5 protein-coding genes are annotated in these 21,395 nt (G+C 38.1%); all 5 read left to right on the top strand.

All coding sequences use genetic code 11. The annotated features are described in order from the left end of the window. The first annotated feature begins 15 nt into the window (after nt 1–15). The 5 genes from ACN1CN_RS20440 (at nt 16) to ACN1CN_RS20420 (ending at nt 21,383) form a co-directional block, all read left to right on the top strand. A complete protein-coding gene (locus ACN1CN_RS20440; RefSeq protein WP_419137233.1) occupies nt 16–4,800 on the top strand; it encodes an amino acid adenylation domain-containing protein in 4,785 nt (1,594 codons plus the stop codon). A 79-nt stretch (nt 4,801–4,879) separates the two neighbouring features. After that, nucleotides 4,880–5,872, top strand: a complete 993-nt coding sequence (locus ACN1CN_RS20435) for a TauD/TfdA family dioxygenase (RefSeq protein ID WP_419137231.1) — start codon at nt 4,880–4,882, stop codon at nt 5,870–5,872. A gap of 86 nt (nt 5,873–5,958) precedes the next feature. Further along, nucleotides 5,959–12,249, top strand: coding sequence for an amino acid adenylation domain-containing protein (locus ACN1CN_RS20430; protein WP_419137229.1), 6,291 nt, complete (start codon nt 5,959–5,961; stop codon nt 12,247–12,249). A 20-nt stretch (nt 12,250–12,269) separates the two neighbouring features. Further along, nucleotides 12,270–15,335: a beta-ketoacyl synthase N-terminal-like domain-containing protein gene (locus ACN1CN_RS20425; RefSeq protein WP_419137227.1), complete on the top strand. Its 3,066-nt coding sequence runs from the start codon at nt 12,270–12,272 to the stop codon at nt 15,333–15,335. 102 nt (nt 15,336–15,437) lie between these two features. After that, a complete protein-coding gene (locus ACN1CN_RS20420) occupies nt 15,438–21,383 on the top strand; it encodes an amino acid adenylation domain-containing protein (protein ID WP_419137225.1) in 5,946 nt (1,981 codons plus the stop codon). Nucleotides 21,384–21,395: the final 12 nt, after the last annotated feature.

The raw sequence follows: 21,395 nt of genomic DNA, 5'->3' as shown, positions 1-21,395 counted from the left end.
ATACATTTTAAAATCATGGAAAAATTCATAAAACAATTAAAAAGCCTTGGATTCGAACTTAAAATTGATGGCCAGGATTTAATCTTATTAGGAAAAGAAGGAAAACTGACTCCTTCTGATATTAAAATCATTACAGAACGCCCTGATGTTACTTCTTTTATTAAAGAAAATAAAGCAGATATCATTACATATTTAAAGAAAGAAGATTTTAAGCTGGACAGAAAAAACATCTCTTCGATGTATGGACTGAGCCCTGTACAAGAAGGTATCCTGTTTCACAGTACCTATTTGTACAATACAGAATCTAAGGAAAACACAACTTACCACACGCAGTTTGATGTTAGTTTTTCTTCAAAATTAAATGTAGACCTCTTTAAAAAGGCCTGGCAAAATGTAATCAATAACCACACCATCCTTAGAACCGGATTTATTTATGATAAAGTAAATATTCCAATCCAGTTTGTCAATAAAGAAGTAGAAGTTCCGTTGCGTTTCATCGATTTAACAAACGATACCGATCAGGAAAAAGAAGCAAAGTTCCTCGCCCTTAAAAATGAAGACCGATTTGAGGATTTCAGCTTTACCAATCCGCCGTTAATGCGTATCACTATTGCTAAGTTTGGAGAGGACGCTTATAAAATGATCTGGACAAAACACCACGTATTATGGGATGGATGGTCCGGACAGGTAATTATTCAGGAAGTAATACGAGCGTACACCAACCTAATGTATGGTACCCCGATCGAGGCGCAGGTAGAAGATAAATACGAAGATTTTATCAACTACATCAAATCGATAGATGCTTTTGAAGAAAAAGCATTCTGGCAGTCTTATATGAAAGACTTTAGTGAGCCTTCTTTACTGCCATTTTGTAAAGCAGCGCACGAACGTAATAAAGGAAAAGGAAAATACGAACGTATCAGTATTGATTTTGATGAAGCATTGACACAAAAAATCAACGACTTTTCAAAATCAAATCACGTTACACCAAATACACTGACACAAGCGGTATGGGCTATTTTATTGTCAAAATACACAGGCCTAAAAGACATCGTGTACGGAGTGACGGTTTCCGGACGTCCGGCAGATTTAAACTATGACAACAAAGTGGGATTGTACATCAACACCATCCCTTTAAGAGCCAAAATAGACAACAGTCAGACTATTGCAGCTTTTTTAGACATGCTTCAAAAAACGTCTGTAGGAGCAAGAAATTTTCAGCACACCTCCCTTAGTAAAATCCAGCAATGGAATGAAATTAAAGGAGATTGCTTTGACTCTTTACTATCGTTTACCAACTATCCGTCTAAAAGCGGCGATAATTCCCGTAAAGCTGTTTTAGAAATAGACAATGTGAATGTAAAAGAAAACAACAACTATCTGCTTTCTATTCAGCCGATGCTGAAAGACAAACTTGCGATTGATTTTACGTTCAACAGTTCGATTATGGACAGGGCTTTTGTTCAAATGATTACCGAACATTTCAGAACTGCAATATGCAATATGGCAGAAGAGAAATTTACGACCATTGGCGATTTTGATATGCTGGGCGAAGACGAAATAATAGCACTTACCAAAACCTACAACGCTTCTGAAACCGGATATCCGGCAGATCAGAATATGGTAGAGATTTTTGAAGAAAAAGTAGCCGCAACGCCCGATGCTATTGCTCTGACACTTGATGGGGAAGGAATGACCTATAAAGTATTAAATGAAAAAGCCAACCAGCTGGCAGGATATTTAAAAGAACAGGGAGTAGGTCCGGAAAGCATGGTAGGAATGTGCATCAACCGCTCTTTTGAAATGATTGTCGGAATTTTCGGAATCTTAAAAGCAGGCGGAGCCTATGTACCTATTGATCCGCAATATCCTACGGAGCGTATTAACTTTATTCTGAATGATATCGATTCAAAAATTGTATTGGTAAGCACAAAGAGCAGTGAAGTACTAAAACTGGAAGATCATATTCAGCTGGTCAATTTAGATCAGGCCGATACGCTCTTTTCAGGCTATGCCACAAGCAATCTTGAGTTAGATTTACCCTTATCCAATCTTGCTTACGTAATCTATACCTCAGGAACAACAGGAGTTCCAAAAGGAGTAATGATCGAGCATGGCAATGTGGTGCGACTTTTCTTTACCGATCAGCCTTTGTTTGATTTTGATGAAAAAGATGTATGGTGTGTATTCCATTCCTATTCTTTTGATTTCTCGGTTTGGGAAATATTCGGAGCCTTATTGTATGGAGGCCGATTGGTAATTGTTCCGGAGCTTGTCGCAAAAGATACTAAAGCTTTTGCACAGCTGTTAGAGGAGGAAAAAGTAACCGTTTTGAACCAGACACCTTCAGCATTTAATGCTTTACAAGAGGAGGTAATCGATAAAAAGCAATCCCTGAATGTGCGTTATGTTATATTTGGAGGTGAGGCACTTACTCCCGGAGTTCTTAAACCCTGGGCAGCTCAATATCCGGATTGTTCCCTTATCAACATGTACGGGATCACAGAAACCACAGTACACGTAACCTTCAAGGAAATTGGAGCCCGCGAAATCGATCTTAACATTAGCGATATAGGAAGACCGATTCCAACAATGGGTTGTTACATACTCGATGAAAATTTTGATTTAGTACCTATGGGCGTTACCGGTGAGTTATATGTTTCCGGTGCAGGAGTTTCAAGAGGTTATTTAAACCGTCCGGAACTTTCAAAAGAACGTTTTATGACCAATCCGTTTAATCCCGGAGAGCGTTTGTACAAAACAGGAGATGTCGCAAAAAGACTAACCAGCGGAGATATCGAGTATTTGGGAAGAAACGATAAGCAAATTAAAATTAGAGGATTCAGAATCGAACTTGGAGAAGTAGAGGCAGCCTTAAATGTGTGTCCGTATGCAAATCATGCCGCCGTTATTGTACACGAAGATCAATACTATTCTAAAGAATTAGTAGCGTATGTAGTGGTTAAAGAAGGATATACCTTAGATAATTTTAAAGAATATCTTTCCGAAAGTTTACCTGCCTACATGGTGCCTACGATATGCATTGAACTGGATGAAATGCCGCTTACTTCTAATGGAAAAGTAAACAAAAAAGCGTTGCCAAAAGTAGCCACACAAGGAACAACGGCTAACGGTTATGTTGCACCTCGTAATAACAACGAAGAGCAGCTGGTAACCATCTGGAAAGAAATTCTGGACAGGGAACGCATAGGAGTTTTAGACAACTTTTTTGAGTTTGGCGGACACAGTCTTAAACTTACAAGACTGATTACAAGATACCATAAAGAGTATGGCGTAAAATTAGAATTGAGAGATTTATTCATCAATAAAACTATTGAAGAGCATTGTACCCTGTTATTTGGTGCCGCTGTCGAAACTAAAGTAGAAAAAATAGAGCCAGTAGCGCAACAGTCTAATTACCCACTTTCCAGCGGTCAGTATTGCATGTGGGTTTTGAGCCAGTCTTCTGAAGAAAGTAATATTTCATACAATATGCCGGCACATCTTACTTTAGAAGGATATAATATTCCTTTTTTAAAGAAAGCCATTGATGCGGTTATAGAACGTCACGAAACCTTGCGTACGGTATTTAAGGAAGACGAAAATTCGGAAGTAAGACAATGGATCTGCGCTCCTTCGGCAATTGACTTTGCCATTACGGAACTTGATTTCAGAGCAGAAGAAAATATCGAGAAAGCGGTAGCAGCTTATATGAAGGAGGATGCCTTACAGCCTTTCCGTCTTGATCAGGGACCTTTGTTACGAATTGCACTCTTACAAATTTCAGATACCGATCATATTTTCTATTACAATATGCATCATATTATTGGAGACGGTGTTTCAAAATATATCTTAAAACGAGATGTTTTAGCCTTCTATAATGGCTTTAAAAATGATACGGTGGTGTCACTTCCTGTTTTAGACATTCAGTACAAAGATTTTGCGGTTTGGCAAAAACAACAATTGGAAAATGGTGCTTTTGAGCCTCACAAACAATATTGGCTGCAAACCTTGTCCGGAGACAGAGCTTTATTAGACTTGCCGACTCAGAAAGCAAGACCAAAAGTAAAGACCAACAACGGTCAGACCTTACGAACCTTAATTTCGGATACCGACACTGCTAAATTTGCCGCCTATTGTAAAGCCAATAACGGAACCTTATTTACAGGAGTATTGGCCGTTTGGAATATATTATTTTACCGATATACCAATCAAAAGGACATCCTGATAGGAGCACCAATTGCCGGAAGAGATCATGTAGATCTGGAAAATCAAATTGGACTTTATTTCAACAATATGGTCGTTCGCAACCAGGTGAATCCCGAAGAGAATTTCGATGAGACTTTCAGCAAAGTAAGAGACGTTATGTTTGAAAACACAAAACATCAGATGTATCCGTTTGACAATTTGCAGGATGACTTAAAGATAAAAGGCGATACGAGCCGTAATCCGCTTTACGATGTCATGCTTTCTTACCATAACACGATAGACAACAACACCAACTATCAGTTTACAAAGGAGGAAATCGATCAGATTGTGGTTCAGGACGAAAGAGGTGCAAAACTGGATATGCTGATTAATTTTAAAGAGATTGGCAGCTATTTGTATTTTGATATTAACTACAATACAGACGTTTACAATCAAAGCTGTATTAAAGGTTTGATGCAAAATTTCAAAAACTTATTGTCACAGTTACTGGTGAATAGTCAGGAAAAAATTAGTGATGTCGATTTCCAGAAAGAGACAAAGGAAAACCTGAGAAATCTAAACGTCAATAAATTTAAGCTGGTTAAAAAATAAACCGGTTCCCGACACATCTTTCATTTAAAAAAAGTGCTAACCCAGACAGTTTTAAAGCTGTATTTTAAAAAATAAGATCATGATCAATAGCATACAAAAATTAAAAAATATTAAGGCTGAGAAAGTAACAGCCGAAGTAAAAGTAGAATATTCAGTATGGCCTGGCGGTGCAGGTTTTCCTTTAGTGGTAAAGCCTTCAACAGTAGGAATGCAGCTAAACGACTGGGTTGCTCAAAACAGACCCGAATTTCAGGAAAAAGTAAACACCTACGGGGCGTTGCTTTTTAGAGGATTTCATATCAACACCGTGGAGAAATTTGAAGACTTCAGCAGGTTGTATGCCGATACACCTCTTGAATACAACTTAAGATCATCACCGCGATATGCTGTTGGAAAAAACGTTTATCATACCACAACTTACCCTAAAGAATATTCGATCGAAATGCATAGCGAAAGCTCTTATGCTCCTGCGCATCCCAGCAATATTGTTTTTTGCTGCATCGATCCGGCAGACAAACAAGGGGAAACTCCTATTGCCGATAACAAAAAAGTATTAGAGTACTTAAGTGAACAAACAAGAACCAAGTTTTTTGAAAAAGGAGTGAAATACGTTAGAAACCTCAACGAAGCTTATGGTTTGTCCTGGAAAGAAGTTTTTCAGACCGAAGATAAAAAAGAGGTAGAAAAAACCTGTGACAAACAGGGCATTTCTTATGAGTGGAAAAGCGACACCAACTTAGTCTTAACCTGGGTCAAAAAAGCAATCTGGGAGCATCCTGCTACCGGAGTTCAGGTATGGTTTAATCATGCTTACTTCTTTAACAAATATGCATTGGAGGCCTCGTTCTTTGATCTGGTAAATTCAGAAGATCAGCTGCCTAATAACACCTTCTATGGTGATGGAAGCGAAATTTCTAAAGAAGAAATAGAAGAAATAAGAGCAGCTTATCTAAAAGCAACTGTATTATTTCCATGGGAAAAAGGAGATGTACTGTTCTTAGACAATATGCTCATGTCTCACGGCAGAAGCCCTTATGAAGGCAGTAGACAAATCATAGCATCATTATTTTAAAAGGAAACACCTATCCACCAAAAACCAGAGCACTGTTCATGCTATGTTCGAACAGTTAAATACCTAATTAATCAGATACTAACATAATGGAAAAAGAAGCAATAAACAATGTTGAAGCCTATCAACTTTCTATAAATCAAATGAACTTATGGAGTGTAGCCCAAAAAAACATCCAGGATTATTACAATCAGGTGGTTATTGATTTGGGTAGAGAAGTAACTACAGAGAAGTTACAACGCGGATTAGCGCATGTAATACGTAAAAATGAAACTTTATTGTTTAAAATAAGTGTAGTTTCAGGTGCTGTTTTTCCAGTTCAGATAGTAGCTGAGGTAAAAGAAACTGAAATAGCAGAACGAACCGTTCAAACGCTGGAAGAAACCAGTGTTTTGGCAGTAGCTCAGGAATGTTTGGGGTACGGTTACAATCCTTTAGAAGATAACGCGATACGTATTTGTTTACTGAAAGATCCGAACGGAAATCAGGTACTGGTTGTACGTTTGTATGCGTTATGGGCAGACAGTTATACCACTGCTTTTTTGTGCAGCGAATTGTCAAAAGCTTTGCTGGATGAGACTTCGTATGAAAAAGAAGAAAGAGAAGTGGTAGAATATCAGGACTTTTCGGCCTGGCAGCAGCAATTGTTTAGCGAGCCTGAAGAAGAAGGCAGCAATTTCTGGAAAAACTATACCATCGATTTAACCAAAGATATTGTACCGTTTAAAACCAAAACAAACGCTGTATTTGCGCCACAAAGAAAATCGCTTTGCGTGATCGAAAGTGATGCTTACAACCAATTAAAAGCAAAATCGGTACAGGAAGACTGCTCCGTAGAACATTTGCTTTTAGCGCGTTATGCGGCTTATTTATCAAAATTCGATGAAGATTCTTTTACACTTGGTTATTTGCCTTACAACAGGTATTACAATGAATTGGAAAACACCTTTGGTTTAGTAGCCAAAACACTTCCGGTTCAGTTAGAAGGACTGTCCTCATTGCCAGAAAATGAAGCTGTTTCATTTCTTAAAAAATCAGTAGATGAAATCGGAACATGGTCAGACTATTTTTATGTAAACAGAATTCACGACAAAGAAGCGAGTGAGGCTACCATCTTTAAATATGTATTTGAATATGTAGCGCTAAATAAAAAGGAGACAGCGGATGTTTTAAAAATAAGAGATATCTACAGCGTTACCGATGCTTTTGAACTTAAAATAAGTGCAATCGATCACGGAGACAGGCTGGTACTCGATTTATATTATGATACTGCGCGTTATACCGATCAGGCAATAACTTTAATCGCTGCCCAGCTTCAGGCTGCCTTTACCGATCAAAAAAAGGCATTAGCTGGTCAGGCCATTATAGAAGCTTCCAACAACACTGCACAACAATTTGAATCCTTTAATACCGTTACAGCAATTTTTGAGCAACAGGTACAATTACACGCCAATAAAACAGCATTGTGTTATGAGGATGTCACTATTTCGTATGCCGAATTAAATGAAAAAGCCAATCAATTTGCGCACCATTTAATTCACCAGTGCGGTATTCAAAAAGGAGAGCCGGTGGCGGTTTTGTTAGACCGTTCTCCGTACTTTATGATTAGCGTTTTGGGAATCCTTAAAACAGGAGCCTATTACATTCCGATGGATACCGCGTATCCAAAAGACAGGGTACAATTTATTCTGGAAGACGCTGCCTGTACCGTTTTAGTAAGTACGCCGGCCATTACAGCCGAAGGAGATTTTTCTACCGTAACCGTTCTTGATCCGTCTAAAGAAGAGATATACCAATCTGATGCAAACCCATCCAATTTCAATGAAATAAACAAGGAAGATATCGCGTATTGCATCTACACCTCAGGATCTACCGGAAATCCTAAAGGCTGTCTGATCACGCATGCCAACCTTTTAAACTACATACAATGGTCGAATGAGTACTATTTTACCGATGCCGAAACAGGTAACTGGGGCTTAATTACTTCAGTTTCGTTTGATTTGACGATTACGGCACTTTTTACAAGTTTAACCAGAGGAAAAAAATTATGGATCGGATCTGACGCAAAAGCGATTAACGAATTGCTTACAGAGGCCTTCACCAATCCGGAAATCGATACCTTAAAACTAACACCATCACACCTGGCCTTATTGAAAGAGCTGGCGATTGCAAAAACAAACGTAAAAATAATCATTTGCGGAGGCGAGCAGCTTACGCAAAATCAATTGCAAAATGTATGGGAGATTAATCCTGACATCCGCATAATTAATGAATACGGACCTACCGAAACCACCGTAGGCTGTATTGTACAGGAAATGACGGCAGCACAGTATCAGGTACGTATCGGAAAACCTATTGCCAATACCATGATCACCATTGCAGACCCTCAGGGCAACCCTTGCGATGTTGGAGTATACGGAGAAATCATCATAGCGGGAGCCGGAGTTGCCAAAGGATATCTAAACCGTCCTGAACTGAACAAAGAACGATTTGTAACGGCAGAAAATGGAATGCCGGCTTATAGAACCGGAGATATCGCAAGATGGATGGACAACGGAGAAATAATTTACAAAGAACGAAAAGACGATCAGGTAAAAGTAAGAGGCTACAGAATTGAACTAAGCGAAATCGAACAACAGCTTATCCTTCATCCCAACATCAGTCAGGCTGTTGTTTTGGTAGATATCAGAAATCAGGACGAAAAAGAAATTGTTGCTTTTATAGTTTCTTCTCAAAAAACAGATTCAAAAGAAATAAAAAGATACCTCGAGCGCCAATTACCGGAATACATGATTCCTGCTGTTGTTGTCGAAGTAGATACCATCCCTTTAACCGTAAATGGTAAAGTCGATAAAAAATATTTGCTTACGCTAAACAAAGGAAGAGCATCAAGCGCAGTTTATGTGGCACCTTCCAATGCGCTTGAAGAGCAAATTGCAGCCATTTGGCAGGAAGTACTTCATTTGGATACCATCGGAACGGAAGATGACTTTTTTGAATTGGGAGGTCACAGTTTGAAAGCCACACAGCTTATCAATCACTATCACAAAGCTTTTGAAGTAAAATTGGGATTGAAAGAAATATTTGCCAGTACGACCATAAAAGCACATGCTGCTTTGATTGAAAACTCAGAAGTTAAAAAACATACTTCCATACAAAAAATTCAGGATGCCGAAGATTACCCGGTTTCAGCCGGACAACGCCGATTATGGATTTTAAGCCAATTTGCAGGAAGTACCGGAGTTTACAACATGCCTTTTCGCCAGACTTTAAAAGGAACCTACGATCTAGGCTGTTTTTCAAAAGCAATCGAACTGGCTGTAGACCGACACGAAGCTTTACGAACGGTCTTTAAAGTCAATGATGAAGGAGAAGTGAGACAGCTGGTAAAAACAACAGCAGAGTTGGGTTTTACCGTAAATCATATCGATTATACCACCGATTTACATCAGGATACCAACGTAGCTTTATACATCAAAGAAGATGCCTATGCAGCCTTTGATCTCACCGATGGCCCCTTAGTAAGAGCCAGTATACTACAGCTTTCAGATGACGAATATATATTTTGCTACAATCTGCATCATATTATTAGCGATGGCTGGTCGATGGATGTTCTTGCAAAAGATGTATTTGCGTTGTACGAACAGCTTTTGGAAGGAAAAGAACCGGTATTACCACTACTAAAAATCCAATATAGAGATTATGCGGTTTGGCAAGAGGAACAATTGAAGCAGGAACAAAATAACATCCATAAAGAGTATTGGTTAAAAACACTGGCAGGAGAACTTCCGGCTTTAGATTTGCCTTACCAAAAAGTAAGACCAACGGTTAAAACCTATGCCGGTAACAGCCTTAAAACATACATTACGCCGGAGATTACGAACCGACTTAAAAAATACGGACAACAGCAGGGTGGAAGTTTATTTATAGGATTGTTAGCCGCCTGGAATATCTTGTTTCACAAATATACTTCTGAAAAGGACATCATTATCGGGACACCGGTGGCGGGTAGAGATCATGCCGATTTAAGCGATCAGATTGGTTTTTATATCAATACACTGGCCTTACGAAATACAATAGGTCCCGAGGAGAGTTTTGAATCTTTTTACCATACGGCAAAAGAAAACACACTTCGCTCTTACGAACACCAAATGTATCCTTTTGATCACCTGGTAGACGATCTTGATATTCGAAACGATACCGGAAGAAGTGCCATATTTGATGTTATGCTGATGTTGCAGAACATGAGAGAGGTTGCCGAAAACAAAAAATTGAAGCAGTCGGCCTTTAGTACGATAGAAGACCAAGGTTACAAAGTATCTAAGTTTGATATGGATATTGCTTTTCAGGAGCAGGGAGATTATCTCTCCTTTAATGTTACCTACAATACCGACCTGTATTCGAAAGAAGCGGCAAGCCGTATCATGGAGCATTACAAACAATTATTGGAAGTACTTTTAGAAAATCCGACGCAACAAATCAAAAACATAGACTACATTTCTAAAGAAGAAAAACAGCAACTTATTGTTGATTTTAATGCCAATTCGATAGCCTATCCTACTGGTACATTAATGGATTTGTTTGCGCTTCAGGTAGCTAAAACTCCTGACAACAAAGCGTTATCCTTTAAGAATCAAAATTATACGTATCAGGAACTGGACAGCCTTTCCAGCCGATTGGCCCGCGCTTTAAGAGATGATCATTCGATTGTAAAAGGAGATTTTATAGGAGTAGAGTTAGAAAGAGACGCAACGGTCATTATTGCTATTTTAGGAATTATGAAAGCGGGGGCGGTTTACATTCCGATCGATACAGCCTATCCCGATGCGCGAAAAGCATACATCTATGACGATACCAAAATCAAATTATTAATTACAGACCGATCTCATATAACGGCCGGTACTGATTTTAAAGGCACTCTGTTTGACATTGTAACCGATTTTAAACCTTTTAATTATAGTGAAGAATTAAATGATGTTAGTCTAACACCGGACGATTTGGCTTACATCATTTACACCTCGGGTTCAACCGGAAATCCTAAAGGAGTAATGATTGAACATAAGGGAATTGTAAACACCATTTTTGCACAAATTGATCTTTTTGACATCACGGCAGACAATAATGGATTACAGTTTGCTTCCTTCTCATTTGATGCTTCGATCTCCGAAATATTTACCGCTCTTTTTTCAGGAGCCTGTTTGTGTGTTATAGACAGAGAACACCGCGAAGATCCTAAAATGCTGGAAAAATATATTGTGGAGAAAAAAATAGATATAGCCACGATACCGCCTTCTTATATGAGTTTGATGGACATCAAAACCTTAAGCAGACTTAAAACTTTAATTACTGCCGGAGAGCCTCCTGTATATAGTAAAGTAAAAGAATATCTGAAGCTGGGTAATTATTACAATGCCTATGGTCCTACAGAAACCAGTATTTGTTCAGCCATGTACGGCCTGCTTAAAGGAGCAGATTTGCCGGCAGGAAATATACCGGTAGGAAAACCGATTGCCAATACACAAACCTTTATTCTCGACAAAGATCAGAAGATTGTACCTGTTGGAGTAATTGGAGAAATATGTGTAGGAGGAGCAGGATTGGCCAAAGGCTATTTAAACCGACCGGAGCTTACAGCAGAAAAGTTCATCGAACATCCGTATAAAACAAACGAACGTCTTTACAAAACGGGCGATTTAGGAAAATGGCTTCCTGACGGTAATATCGAATTTCTGGGAAGAAAAGACGACCAGGTTAAAATTTCAGGATACCGAATTGAACCCGGAGAAGTAGAACAAGCCTTGCTGAGCCATGCGCTAATTAACGAAGCGGTTGTGGTTGTCGAGATCAATCAGTTTAACATTAAAAGTCTGATTGCCTATATAGTTGTATCCGATACCACATTGTCGTTGGAACAGTTAAGAGCATTTCTTAAAAACTTAATTCCGAACTATAGTATTCCTTCCGAGTTTATAGCCTTAGAACAATTGCCGATTACCATAAACGGAAAGATTGACAAAAAAGAATTGGCCAATACACCGGGAACCAGAATAGCCAGTGAAAGACAATATGTAGCACCCGAAACGGAAAAGGAGAGAGTGATCATACAAATCATAGCCGAAGTATTAGGAAAAGAAGCCAGCGTGGTGAGTATTCAGGATAACTTCTTTGATCTGGGAGCAAATTCCATAAAAATGGTCAAAATGCTCAATGAAATTAACAGGCAGTTAGGAACTGATATTAAAGTGGTAGCACTGTTTGAAAACCCGAATATAGAAGAGTTTGTTCAGTATTTAGATACTATCGATTCTCAGGAAAAAAACAATCTGGAAGAGCCGGAAGATATATCAGAGGCTTTTGATGAATTTATAAGCTTAATGTAATACAATACAATTTAATTACTATGGAAAATAAAATTAGAAAAAAGGATATTGCTATTGTTGGAGTTTCAGGTAAATATCCTAAATCAGATACTATTAATGCGTTTTGGGAAAATTTAAAAAACGGCGAAGAACTAGTCCATTTTTATACCGATGATGAATTAAGAGCTGTTGGGGTAAGCGAAAAAGACCTGGCAAACCCAAGTTTAATAAAAGCACAAGCTTCTCTGGATGATCCTAATAGTTTTGATTATTCTTTTTTTGGATACACCAAACAAGAAGCGATCTCAATGGATCCTCAAATACGTTTGATGCACGAACAGGTTTGGCTGGGATTGGAAGATGCAGGTTACAATCCGAGAACTTACAAAGACAAAATAGGCTTGTACTTATCGGCATCCGATAATATGAACTGGAGAGCCTACACCATGATTGCCAACAATGACAATGTCAACTCATTTTTCCTGAATCAGATCTCTAACAAAAACTTTATCAGTACACTGATTTCTTATAATCTAAACCTGAGAGGGCCAAGTTATTATGTAGATACAGCCTGTTCAAGTTCGTTAGTAGCAGTACATCAGGCTTGTCGTTCTTTATTAATGAGAGAATGTTCTATAGCAATAGCAGGAGGTATACGAATCTATTCAAAACCCTACCGAGGACATTCTTATCAGGAAGGCATGACCAACTCTAAAGACGGTCATTGTAAAGCTTTTGATGAAGACTCATCGGGAATTGTATCCGGAGAAGGCGCAGGAGTAGTCATTTTAAAAAGATTAGAAGATGCTATAGCCGATAACGATCAAATCTACGCCGTAATTCGTTCTTCAGTGGTAAATAACGATGGAAACAGAAAAGTAGGTTACACCGCTCCAAGTATAAACGGACAATACGAGTGTATCAAACAAGCCCATCAAATTGCAGAAGTTACCCCGGAGTCGATCACCTATATCGAAGCACATGGTACAGGAACAAAATTAGGAGATCCTATTGAAGTAGAGGCACTAAACAAATCGTTTGGATACAACGCCAATCATCACTGTGCTTTAGGATCGGTTAAAACCAATATTGGACATCTTGACGCTGCGGCGGGAATTACAGGATTTTTGAAGGCCACATTAGCATTAAAAAATAAAATGATTCCGCCGTCCTTGCATTTTAAAAATCCAAATCCTGAAATTAATTTTAAATCAGGGCCTTTTAAAGTACAAACCGAGTTAGCAGCCTGGAATTCGGTTAACAATCAACCTTTAAGAGCAGGAGTAAGCAGTTTCGGTATCGGAGGAAATAATGCCCATGTCATTTTAGAAGAAGCTCCTGAAAAAGCAGAAACGATAGCGGATAATTCGTATCAACTATTGCGTTTTTCGGCACAGTCAGTAGGATCTTTAAATGCTTATCAGGAAAAATTAATCTCGGCTCTGGAAAATGAGAAGAGCGGTAATCTTAGAGATATGGCCTATACCCTTCAAACGGGCAGAAGCCAATTTAAGTATAACCGATTTTTAGTGAGCAATTCTAAAGAAAGTGCTTTGGAAATTTTAAAAGATCCTTTAAGCACGGCACTTTATTCGGCAAAACTAGATCAAAAGCGTAAAATAGTTTTTATGTGTACCGGTTCAGGAGCGCAGTACCTTAACATGGGAAAAGACCTTTATGAAAACGAGCCTTATTTTAAACAGCTTATGGATGAAGGTTTTTCAATTATTAACGAACTGACTGGGGTAGATGTTAAAAAGGTTTTGTACAAAGAAGCTACAGCCACAGGAGGTTTTGATGTGAATAAAAATGAATTTACACAACCTATTGTATTTGTTTTTGAATACGCTTTAGCCAAACAATTAATGCGTTGGGGCATACAGCCAGACAAACTGATTGGACATAGTACGGGCGAATTTGTTGCGGCCTGTTTAAGTGGTGTTTTTTCTTTTGAAACAGGATTGAGGCTGGTTGCAAAACGTGCTTTATTGATGAATAAATCTTCTGAGGGAAGCATGTTGAGCGTATCGCTTTCGGAAGAAAAAGTAAAAAAATATTTAAACAGCAATATTGCTTTGGCAGTGGTTAACTCTCCGGAATCTTGTGTTTTATCAGGTACCGTAGATGCAATAGAGACCCTTATCGAAATATTTGAAGCCGAAGAAATTTTATGTTCTAAATTAAAAATTTCCTTAGGAGGGCATTCGTTTTTAATGGATCCGGTACTGGAGGAATTTAGAGAGGAACTGAAAAAGGTAGAATTCTCGACGCTTAAAATTCCTTTTGTATCCAACTTAACAGGAGCCTTAATAACGCCCGAAGAAGCCATGTCTTCTCAATATTGGATCGATCATTTGCGAAGCACAGTACGATTTTCAGATGGTTTAAGCACCTTGTTAAAAGAGCCGAACACTGTTTTTATCGAAGTAGGTCCGGGAAATACATTAACAACCCTTTTCCAGCAGCAAAAACACGATCCGACTTCTAACAATACAGCAGTAAACCTGATCAGACATCCAAAACAGGAAATCAACGACCAGGAACATCTGCTGAAAAAAATAGGAGAACTATGGACCAATGGTATCGATATCGATTGGGAAGCATACTACGGAGAACAAAAACCGTATAAAGTTTCAATGCCGGGTTATGCCTTCAATAAAACAAAGCTTCCTGTAAAAGTAAACCCGTTTGAGTTCCTTAATTTCTCAGGAGCTGAAACGTCGGCAGCAGCAGCAATTCCTTTTGCACTGGAACATTTTGACGATAGTGAAGCATTTCAGGAAGATCCGGAGGAGAATGCAATCTCTTTTATCAATTATGTGGCACCAACCAATGAAACAGAAAAAAAATTGATCGAAATGTGGCAAACCTTTTTCAGCAAAGAGGAGATCGGAATTCTGCATGACTTTTTTGCTTTAGGAGGCAACTCTTTAAAAGGAGTGACCATGCTTAAACTGATTCAGAAAGTATTTGATATCGACATAAAAATTAAAGATTTCTATCAAAAATCTACCATCAAGGAACTGGCTTCAGAGATCGATATGAGATTAAAATTTGTTACAAAACTTGAAGAAGAAAGCAGCTATAAATCAGTAATGACGATCTAGACAGTATGGTCTTTATTTCTTTATCTGCTCAAAGCGACAGAAAATAACAACACAATTTATTACTTATAGACAAACTGTTACACAAACCAAAAACGAAATACAATGGTCAATTTATTAAATGAAATATACGAGAGTAATATTACGATATCATTAGATGGTACGGATCTTAAACTTGGTTTTAAAGACGATATTATCGATGAGGCACTTATCTCAAAAATAAAAGAAAACAAGCAGGAAATTGTGTCGTACCTTACCAAGTATAGCGCTGCAAACAACTACAATAACATACCCAAAGTAGAACCTCAGGAAAGTTATGAGGTATCCTCAAGTCAGTTGAGAATGTTGTCTTCCATATTTGTAGATTCAGAGGAGAAAGGGTTCAACTACGCCGTGCCTAATTCGATTCGTATCAAACAGGATATTAATGTTGCAAATTTTAAACGTGCGGTAAATAGTACCGTAGAGCGACATGAGTCTTTGCGTACTGTTTTTAGACTTAATGAAGAAGGGCAAATAAGACAGCATATTATAGCAAAAGAAGATTTAAATTTCACAATAGACTTTTTTGACCTTAGAACTTTAGATAAAAGAGAAGAAGAGGTAAAGACTATTACGAGAGAAGATGTAGAAAAACCATTTGATATAGGACAAGGGCCTTTGTTTAGAGTGAATTTGTTTCAGTTAAACGATCGCGAATTTATTTTTTACTGCAACATACATCACGTAGTAAGCGATTCTTGGTCTCTTGATATTTTATTCAAAGACATTTTTGCGTTTTATACTTCTTTTGAATCGGGTGCTCCGGTTGAACTTCCGGAATTAAACATCCAGTACAAAGATTATGCAGCCTGGCAAAATGACCAGCTTGCGAAGGGACTTTTTAAAAACGAAGAAGCCTATTTTAAAGAAACATTTGCCGGAGAATTACCCGTACTTAATTTCACAAATAACAAGAAAAGACCAGCTGTCAGAACCGTTAATGGATTTGCACTTAAAGCCTATTTTTCTAAAGAAACTACTGCTCTTTTCAGAAAGTTTTGTTCTGATAAAAAAGGAAGTGTTTTTATGGGATTGGTTGCGGTGTGGAATGTACTTCTTTACAAGTATACCAACAGTACCGACATCATTATTGGTACTCCGGTTGGAGGACGTGATCATGCTGATTTGAAAGAGCAAATTGGATGTTACATCAACTCATTGCCCTTGCGTAATCAACTTGATCCGGAGCAATCCTTCAACTCCTTTTTTGATACTGTAAAAGAAAATACCTTATCGGCCTTAGATTGTCAGTTTTATCCTTTTGATCATTTATTAAAACTGATTGATTATACCAAGGACATGTCAAGATCTCCGCTGTTTGATGTGATGCTTTTGCTGCAAAATGCAATAGACAATCACCAGCAATACACGCTGGATGAAACTCAGATAAAAGAGATAAAACCATTAGGAGAAACCTCAGCACTAGCCGATTTTGATATCAATTTTATCGAAGAAGGAGATTACTTAGCCTGTCATTTTGTATACAACACAGACGTTTTTGAAGCGGAGTATATTACAGGATTATTGACTCATTTTAAACAATTACTGGAGCAGATTGTTTTGCAGCCTGATACCCTTATCAAAGATATCGACTACTTATCGGCAAAGGAAAAGAAAGAGTTGTTATTGGATTTTAATAGTAAAACATTACAATATGATCCTAAAGAAACCTTGTTATCCCTGTTTGAAAAACAAGTAAAACAAGGCCCTGATAATCTTGCTCTTTTTGCCGGTAATAAAGAATTTACCTATGCAGAGTTAGACAAGGTCTCAAGCGACCTGGCGCGTTATATCAACAAACACTATCAAATACAAAAAGGAAAACTTATTGGACTGCAATTGGAACGTGATGAGTGGAATATCATATCCATACTTGCCGTTTTAAAATCGGGTTGCGCTTATGTTCCTATTGCTCCTGAAATGCCAACACAGGTAAAAGAGCATATTTTTAACGATACCCAGTTAGAACTGCTGATTACCACAACGTCTTATATGTTTGATGTCGAGTTTTATACCGGAGCATTAATAGCTGTTGATATTGTTTTTGATGCCAGCGACTGCGATCCGATCACTGTTGAGGTAACGCCTACTGATTTAGCTTATGTTATTTATACTTCCGGATCAACAGGACTTCCGAAAGGAGGCTTGATCGAACACGGTCAGATTATAAACACCATATATTCTCAAATTGATTACTTCCAATTGGATAAAAACAGCAGAGGTTTGCAATTTGCTCCTTTTTCTTTTGATGCTTCTGTTTGGGAAACCTTTTTGATGTTGTTATCAGGTGGAAGTCTTTTCATAGCAAGCGAAGAACAGCGTAAGGACGTAAACATACTGACCACTTTTATTAAGGACAGCAACATCAACATTGCCGCATTGCCTCCTTCTTATTTGGCCTTGGTTAATATTGATGACCTAAAAGGATTAGATATATTAGTTACCGGAGGTGAAGTGCCGGACTATGAAATTATAAAGCCATTTTTTAAGTATGGTACCTATTACAATGCCTACGGACCAACTGAGGCCAGTGTTTGCGGTACTATTTTTAAGATGCCAAAAGAAAATTCAGAGGCGTATCGCAATATTCCGATTGGAAAACCTTTATCCAATGCCAAAATTTATATTCTCGATAAATACGACAACCTTGTTCCAACAGGCGTCGTAGGAGAAATATGTATCGGAGGTACAGGAGTCGGCAGAGGATATCTGAACAGAGAAGAATTAACCAATCAAAAGTTTATTAAAAATCCGTTTGAAGCAGCTGGAAAATTATACCGAACAGGAGATTTAGGAAAATGGACTTCAGAAGGCAACATCATTTATGAAGGACGTAATGACGAACAGGTAAAGATAAGAGGATACCGTATCGAACTTTCGGCAATAGAGCAGCAATTACTGACTAACGAGGACGTTTTGGAAGCTGTGGTTTGTGTAGATAAAGCACACGACGAAGTAAAAGAGCTTGTTGCCTACATCGTAGCAGCTGAACCTATTAACGCCGGAAATTTAAGATCCTTCTTGTCCAAGATTCTTCCGGAATATATGCTTCCGCAAAAGTATGTGCAATTAGAGGAAATGCCTCATACCGTTAATGGAAAGGTTGATAAAAAAGCATTAGCTGCATTGAATAGCGGTACCGTAGTAGAAGACGACAATGTATTTGTGGAGGCAACGAGTTTTGAAGAAAAATTGTTAGTAAGCGTTTGGCAAGAAGTTTTAAAGAAAGAACGAATTGGGATCAAAGATAACTTCTTCAGTATAGGAGGTGACTCTATCAAATCCATTCAGATTGTTTCACTTTTAAAACAACACGGATACGTACTTAAAGCAGGTGATATCATATCAAAACCGAAATTAGAAGATCTAGTACCCTTGCTGCAAAAGAACGATCAGATTGTCGATCAGTCTGAAGTAGAAGGAGCAGTAGTTTTTACTCCTATTCAGGAATTTTTCTTCAGTAAGGTCAAAAAGAAAATTTTTAATGCGCCTCATTATTATAACCATACCGTATTGCTTCAAACCGAAGAAAAAGTAGATGCTGAGGTTTTAAAAAGATGTGTTGAAGAACTGGTTAAACATCATGATGTACTTCGAATGGTATTTCCTGTTGAAGAAGGTAAGAGAAAACAGTACAACAAAAGCAGCAAGGAAGAGAACTTCACCATACATTTTCATGATTTAAGAGAAGACGATGATCCTGTGAAAACCATCAAAAAGATCGGTATTGAACTGCAGTCATCCTTTGATCTGGATAAGGGACCTTTGGTACGAGTAGGCCATTTTAGACTAAAAGAGGGTGACCGTATCGCTTTAATTATTCATCACTTAGTGATAGACGGTGTTTCATGGAGAATTTTATTGCAGGATTTTGACGATTTATATGTGCAGATTAAAGCCGGAAATAAAATCAAACTTCCTTATAAAACAAGTTCTTACCAAACCTGGGCAAGCGAGTTAAAAACATATGGGCAGGATCTGAAAAACACAGAAGAACTCTCTTATTGGAAACAAGTATGTGCACAACAGGCTAACCCTTTACGTCCATTGGAAGAAAATGAATTGTACAAACTAAACTGTGATTCAACAACAATCATGGCTTTAGATAAGGAAAGCACAAATCTTTTGCAAACCTCAGCACATATCTTGCACAACACCAAGATAGACGATGTAATTCTGACTTGTTTGGGACTTGCGATTAAAGACACCTTGCACAGAGATCAGGTAACCATTCAAATGGAAGGTCACGGAAGAGAAGAGGTGATCGATACTGTAGATATAAGCCGTACGGTAGGATACTTTACCTCATTTTACCCATTTGTATTAAATGTGTCAAAAAAGGAAGGAGTAGAAAATTTACTAACCGTAAAAGAAGATCTATTGAAAATTCCTAACAGAGGGATTGGCTTCAGTGCACTGAAATTTTTAAACGATGATGTACACTTAGAGACAGGCTTTGATTTGGAATACAATTATCTGGGAGATTTTGGATATGATGTTTCTTCAAAAAAAGACTCCATCTTTAGTTATGCCGCCGAGAGCATAGGAGGAAATTCAAGCGCAGAAAACTATAATAACTTAGGGTTTAGTGTGGTAGGAATGATTTCATCAGGCCAACTTAAAATGAGTCTGGGGTACTCTTCTTTACTATTTGAAAAGGAAACCATGACTGAATTAGCAAATGCTTTTAAAAATCATTTGATTACACTGGTCAACCACCTTACTCAGCTAAGCCAAAGTCAGGCACAGCAAAGTGATGCTCCTGAAAGTAATACGGCAGCTGATTTTCAGGTAACTCCTAATCAGAATTTTATAGTGAGTAAGACGATGTCTCAGGGAATTATAGGACCAATAGTCGCTCCTAAGTTTGCTTCAAAAGAGGATTTCCTAACCAAATTCAGAACCTTTACAGAGGCGTTCCCAATTTTAAGAGCGCAGTTTTATAAAGAAAATGAATTGGTGAAACAACGTACACTGCCTGCTTCAGAAGTTCAAATTGAAGTACATCAGGAAGCACAAATAAACCAGGAGAAACTAGCGTCATTACTATCAGAACCTTTTAATGTAATTGAAGGAGCATTGGTGAAAGTACTGCTTATTCAGGATGTAAACAACCAGGCAGATCAAAATGCGTATGTCTACATAAGTATCCATCATGCACTTACAGATGCGTTTACAAATACAATCCTGCTCAAAAATTTAAGAGCCTATTTTAATGGACAAGCGATCGAAACGAACTATGTACCTTATTTTGACTTTGCAGCATGGCAGCGTTCATTCCTACAGTCGGCAGAAGGAAACAAACATAGAAAGCACTGGTTGGAGACCTTAAAGGATGTTGTGAAAAAAGACAAAAAAGAGGGGATTCCGGTTGAATTGCAAGCTTGTGTACAGCAAACCGCTGTGATTGCTGGTGCCACTTTTAAAGATTTTTCAAAACTAATCAGCACTACCGGTTTGACTCCTTCAGCATTTTTCACAGCCTTGCATCAGTTAATCCTTTTCAAACAAGGAGACAAGTCATTGCAGCTGGTTTTAGTTCAGGGACGAGAGTTAGGCGCTAAAGAGATTGAGAGTCACAAAGTATTGGGCGTTGTCAACAATCTGTTGCCTTTGCCGGTTTTAAATCCTTCTAATAGTGCAAAAAGCGAGTATGTAAAAGAAGTGTATGGCGTTTATATGGAAGCACTGATGCATCAGCAAATTCCTTACGAAGTGATATGCGACGATATGGAGCAAGCCTACAAGGTTTCGGTAAAAAGTGAAATAGGAGGACTTCTGAATTTTATTAGCAATGAAGGCGAAAAATCGTTTGAGAATTCGGCAAAAGAAAATCAGAAAACCCATTCTAAAAACGACTTTACAGAAGGTTTAGATATCGTTTGTAACAGCTACTCCAATGCAATTGAGGTAAGTATGTCCTGCTCTTTGGAAAAATACAATGCCTTATTTCCGGAAGATTTTGACTTGAAAAAGTACTTATTTGAACTTGCTCAGGAACTAATCTAAGGCGATTTAGAA

The organism is Flavobacterium sp. T12S277 (assembly GCF_048514875.1).
Classification (GTDB): domain Bacteria; phylum Bacteroidota; class Bacteroidia; order Flavobacteriales; family Flavobacteriaceae; genus Flavobacterium.
The sequence above is the reverse complement of the archived record's forward strand: the minus strand, read 5'-3'. Positions and strand labels throughout refer to the sequence as shown.